This is a genomic window from uncultured Duncaniella sp., assembly GCF_910578445.1.
GTDB lineage: Bacteria > Bacteroidota > Bacteroidia > Bacteroidales > Muribaculaceae > Duncaniella.
In genome coordinates this window covers 1-5,605 of record NZ_CAJTQC010000049.1, presented here as the reverse complement: position 1 = coordinate 5,605, position 5,605 = coordinate 1, and the positions used below count along the sequence as shown (strand labels likewise).

Annotated in this window: 4 protein-coding genes; 1 reads left to right on the top strand and 3 read right to left on the bottom strand. The window is 48.1% G+C overall.

The window, feature by feature from the left end; all coding sequences use genetic code 11:
• Positions 1–196 precede the first annotated feature (196 nt).
• The 3 genes from dnaJ to ispE form a co-directional block, all read right to left on the bottom strand.
• The gene (gene dnaJ / locus QZ311_RS11980) at positions 197–1,360 is read right to left on the bottom strand and encodes a molecular chaperone DnaJ (protein WP_297068388.1); all 1,164 of its coding nucleotides are present in this window, start codon (positions 1,358–1,360) and stop codon (positions 197–199) included.
• 17 nt (positions 1,361–1,377) lie between these two features.
• Positions 1,378–1,989, bottom strand: a complete 612-nt coding sequence (locus tag QZ311_RS11975; protein ID WP_297068386.1) for a nucleotide exchange factor GrpE — start codon at positions 1,987–1,989, stop codon at positions 1,378–1,380.
• Positions 1,990–2,174: 185 nt separating this feature from the next.
• Positions 2,175–2,999, bottom strand: coding sequence for a 4-(cytidine 5'-diphospho)-2-C-methyl-D-erythritol kinase (ispE, locus tag QZ311_RS11970; protein ID WP_297068383.1), 825 nt, complete (start codon positions 2,997–2,999; stop codon positions 2,175–2,177).
• Between the two features lie 965 nt (positions 3,000–3,964).
• Here ispE and dnaB point away from each other — a divergent pair.
• A complete protein-coding gene (gene dnaB / locus QZ311_RS11965; RefSeq protein ID WP_297068380.1) occupies positions 3,965–5,533 on the top strand; it encodes a replicative DNA helicase in 1,569 nt (522 codons plus the stop codon).
• Positions 5,534–5,605 lie beyond the last annotated feature (72 nt).

The window sequence follows — 5,605 nt, the reverse complement described above, 5'->3', positions numbered from 1 at the left end:
TTGTTTGAAAATAGTTTTGTAAAAGTTTGAAAAATACGGACAAAGCACTCCCAAACCCTGCTCTGAATAATCCAGATTGAGGTTTTTTGAAAAATAAATTTTCGACAGATGACAATGAAAAAAAGCAGTGGCACGTCTGTCGTAGGCGTGCCACTGCTTTTATAATCTGCGTCAGGAATGACCTGATTCGGATTCTTTATTCGAAGATATGTTTAAGCTTGCTGAAGATACGGCTCTTGGTCGATTCATTCGGGGTCATATTCGGTTTGCCCTGCAGAGATTCGATAGCCTTCTTTTCGTCGTCGGTAAGATTTTCCGGGATATAGACCATCACGTTGATAAGTTCGTCGCCTGTGCCATAGCCTTCTGTCGAGGGGAGACCTTTTCCTCTCAGACGGAGCACCTTGCCGGGCTGAGTTCCGGCAGGAATCTTGAGACGTGCACGTCCGTTGATTGTCGGCACTTCCACTGATCCGCCGAGAGCGGCAGTTGGGATGTCGAGCATGAGGTTATAGATGACATCGTTGCCGTCGCGTATAAGCTCGGGGTTTTTAATCTCCTCGATGACAACGAGCAGGTCGCCGTTGACACCGCCATGAATGGCGGCGTTGCCCTGTCCCTTGACAGTGAGAGTCTGGCCGTCTGCGACACCGGCCGGTATTGTAAATGTCACCGTGCGGTCTTCGCGAACTACGCCCTCACCTTGGCAATACTGACACTTGTCAGTGATGATTTTACCCTCACCTTTACACTGAGGACATTCCACAGCCGACTGAGAGAGGCCAAACAATGTCTGCTGCTGACGCAGCACTGTTCCCGAACCACCACATGTCGGACATGTGGTGAAAGCCTTGCCGTCTTTCGCGCCTGTGCCGTCGCAGTGTGTATCCTTTACAAGAGTCGGAATCTTGAGTGTCTTTGTGACACCTGTGGCAATCTCGGCAAGAGTCATCTTGACCTTGATTCTCAGGTCAGAACCTCTACGCTGCCGGCGACGTGTGCGTCCGCCGGCGGTCTCGAATCCACCCATGTTGCCGAATCCGCCTCCGAAGATGTCGCCGAACTGCGAGAAGATGTCCTCCATCGAGAAGCCTCCCGCATGGAAACCGCCACCTCCGCCCGGGAAACCCTGCGGGCCCATGTTGTGGCCGAACTGGTCGTATTTCGCACGCTTTTCCGGATTTGAGAGCACATCGTAGGCCTCGGCAGCTTCCTTGAATTTCTCCTCAGCCTCCTTGTCGCCCGGATTTTTGTCGGGGTGATACTGGATGGCCTTCTTACGGTAAGCGCTTTTTATGGTCTTTTCATCGGCATTCTTGTCGACTCCAAGCACTTCGTAGTAATCTCTTTTATTAGCCATGAATAGTGTGTGGTATGTTATTGGCCCACAGCCACTTTTGCATGGCGGAGCACTTTGTCGTTGATAGTATAGCCTTTCGAGGGAGTGTCGATGACAATTCCTTTCTGCGATTCATCAGTCACGGGAACCATCGCAATGGCTTCGTGGTATTCCTCGTCAAAGGGTTTGCCGTTGCTTTCAATCGGCTTCACGCCGTTTGCAGCAAGAAACTTGACGAGTTTCTGATAAATAAGCTCCATGCCCTGACGGACAGACGCCGCGTCGTCACACTTGGCGCTCGCCTCAAGGCCGCGTTCGAAATCGTCGACAATAGGAAGAAGTCCTTTAAAGACATTTTCAGCCGCATTCTTGATTATCTCTGATTTCTCCTTGACAGTACGTTTGCGGAAGTTATCAAATTCAGCCATAAGGAAAAGATATTCCTTCTTCTCCTTAGCAAGCTTTTCTTCCGCATCCTGAAGCTGTTTGTTGAGAGCATCGATATCAGACAGCTGCTTGTTGATTATATCGTTTTCCTCGTCTTCTACGGAATTTTGTTCGTCGAAAGCTTCCTGAACGTCGTCAAGGACGGCTTCTTCCTGCTGTGGAGCTTCTTTCTTTTCTTTCGGATTATTTGGTTTGTGGCTCATAATGCTTCTTATATCTTTTCTTTATTTACTAATTATAATATCACTATCAAAAATGTTGCCAAAGCCTTCGACAGACATCTTTTTTTGCCTGCAAAAGCCAACGGTAACACAACAATGATTTTAAATTACAACAACCGGAAGGGGATAACGTTCAATCATCCAATAAAAAGGAGTACATTGAACTATCATTCAAACTTGTCGGAAAAAACCGAGCAGCCGGGGAAACAATCTGTCAGTTCCTCTGACAAAATGTCACTTTCGAAAATTCCGTAGACCGCCGAGCCCGATCCTGACATTGAAGCATAGATTGCTCCAAGGTCAATCAGTTTCTCTTTAATCTTGCCGACTTCCGGATAGGACGGAAAAACCGATGACTCGAAATCATTTTTAATCTGTCCCTGCCACTGCGTAGGCAAGACCGTGATTTTATCAGCAAGCTTGACTGTGGGTTCAGCAGGTGTCACACGGCTATAGGCCAAAGCGGTCGGGACGCTTACTTCCGGCTTCACGATTACGATGCCATAACCTTTAAGATTCAGGTCGACCGGGGTGAAGTCAGTCCCGATTCCCGTACATAGCATCGGACGGTTATAGACAAAGAAAGGACAGTCTGCGCCAAGCCCTGCAGCGATGTCGGCAAGCTCGCGGTCGCTAAGACCAAGAGCGAAAAGGCTGTTGAGACCGACAAGTGTAAATGCCGCATCGGCCGATCCTCCTCCAAGGCCTGCTCCGTCGGGGATTATTTTGCGCAGATATATGTCGACGGGAGGCAGTCCGACTTGTGCGGAAAGAGCATTATAAGCCTTCATTACGAGATTTTTTTCAGCCGGGCAGTTAACCTCGCGCCCTGTGACAGTCAATGTGGTCTCGCTGCCTTTAGCGGGAACTATCTCAAGGACATCGCGCCACGGGACGGGATACATGACAGTTTCAATATTATGATAACCGTCGGGACGCTTGCTCACGATGTCAAGCCCGATATTGATTTTGGCATTTGGAAATAAAATCATGATGACAAGTAAAAACTCTTTTTAAATCTTAAGGTTGCCTATGTATATGAATAATATGTGGCGCAAATTTACATATAAACTGTGAGCTTTCTGCTCCGAGAGAATAAAAATGTCAAAGCATTAACGGATAACGGCTCGAATCGCCATTAATCAGTCAGGTCATGACCTACGTCCATTAAAACAAAACAACCATGATTTTATCGCAATCCTCTGCATCGTTGCTTGGCTTGGTAAGGCTATTAAGAAGGCGCGTCAAATAAGTGAGGAACTGCCCATCCCTGAGAGTTATACACACAGCGGAGCGACACCGCCTGGAATGGATAATTTCTATTGACAAATCTCACCGAAATTCAAAATATTTTAGTATCTTAGCGAACACTTAAATATATAACTATGATAGGAATAATTCTTTGGGCAATACTTATTATATTCATCGTTATTTGCGCCTGTCCGGGTTTCTTGACGTTCTTGTTTTGCGTGGGCCTTCCTGTGGGTATCGCCGTGTTTTTTCTGGCGAGCTGGATTAAAGACAAACTTTCAACGTAAATATAATTCAGTCAACTGTTCATCCAAGGCAGGAAGAACCTGTAACAATGACAGCAGAGTTATAACCTGTCGAAAATCTTGACAAGTTAACAACTGAGACCGTTAGTTGGAGTGATACCCAGAGGCTGTTTAACGGTAAAATATAGGTTTTAACAGACATCGTGTTATCGCAAAACGATTTCGAGTTTGACGAGTAAGACAAAGGAATGACAGATTTTTCACATAATCAGCTTAATAGACCATAAAACGTCCGGACTTTTTAGAGCAATGCCACAGATTTTAGCGGTTAATTTTGCATGACAGCACCATTTCGGAGCTAAAAAATCCTTAACTTTGCAGCTGAAAACATTCTCCACTCCGCTCTCACTCCCTCACCTCCACACACTACAGTCAAACTCAAATCACCATAGACATCAATCATGCCACAGGACTCCAACAGTTATCCCTCACGCTCAGGCCGACAGAAACCGCAACACGTCTCAGTCTTCGACCATGGAGGCCGCATCCCTCCGCGCGACAATGACCTTGAAGAAGCCGTGCTCGGAGCACTGATGCTTGAAAAGGATGCCTATACAGTGGTGTGCGACATTCTTAAACCCGAATCATTCTACGAACCGGCCAATCAGAAAATATACGCGGCCATTCAGAGTCTCGGTGCTTCGCAGCAAAGCATCGACATGCTGACTGTCACCGAGAAGCTCCGACTGATGGGCGAACTTGAAGGTGCGGGCGGCCCTCTACGTATCTCGGAACTTACTTCACGTGTCGCATCCGGCGCACACGTTGAATTCCATGCTCGTATAGTCGCACAGAAATATCTTGCGCGCGAACTTATTAAATTCGCGTCTCAGATTGAGGCGCAGGCTTTCGACGAGAGCTACGATGTCGATGACCTCCTTCAGGAAGCCGAAGGTAAACTGTTTGAAATCTCGCAGCGCAACGTAAAGAAAGATGTCACCCAGATCGACCCTGTCATCAATGCCGCCATTGAGCAGATTCAGACCGCAGCCAACCGCACCTCAGGTCTTTCTGGACTTGAATCAGGATATCATGAGCTTGACAAGCTTACCTCAGGATGGCAGCGAAGCGACCTCATAATCATCGCTGCGCGTCCCGCTATGGGTAAGACCGCGTTTGTGCTGTCAATGGCAAAGAATATGGCGGTTGACTATAATATCCCTGTGGCCATATTCTCGTTGGAAATGTCTAATGTGCAGCTTGTCAACCGTCTGATTCAGAACACCTGCGAAATCGAGGGTGAAAAAATCAAGAGCGGACAGCTTTCACAGATGGAATGGGATCAGCTGATGTCGCGTGTCAAAAATCTCTACAGCGCTCCGCTCTACATCGACGACACCGCATCGCTCTCGATATTCGAACTTCGTACGAAAGCTCGTCGACTCGTGCGCGAGCACAATGTGTCGTTCATAATCATCGACTACCTTCAGCTCATGAATGCTTCCGGCATGAAATTCGGTTCGCGCGAACAGGAGGTCTCCATGATTTCACGTTCGCTCAAACAGCTTGCCAAGGAACTTAACATCCCGATTGTCGCCCTTTCACAGCTCAACCGAAGCGTTGAGTCGCGTGGCGCTGACAGCAAGGACGGCAAGCGCCCGCAGCTTAGCGACCTTCGTGAATCGGGTGCGATCGAACAGGATGCCGACATCGTCTGCTTCATCCACCGTCCGGAATATTACCTTCGTTCGGGTGTCGATGCTGCCGGTAACGACATTCGAGGACTTGCCGAATTCATCGTCGCCAAGCACCGTAGCGGTCGCGTCGACGATGTCAAGATGCGTTTCAAATCGCGCTACGCACGTTTCGAAAACTGGGAAGGCGAGCTTGAGATGACAAGCGGAAGCAAAGTATCGCGCCTGAATTCAGGCGACGATGGTTCGTCAGACTCTTTCGCCGCTCCGAGTCCGTTTAGCGGTGGCTCTGCCGATATACTTGGCGCGACATCCGACGATGTCGCACCTTTCTGACAGTCAGCACCTCATCATTGATTCAGTCCCTTCGTCCATAAATAACGCATTCTTAAAACTTTTTTTAACTAC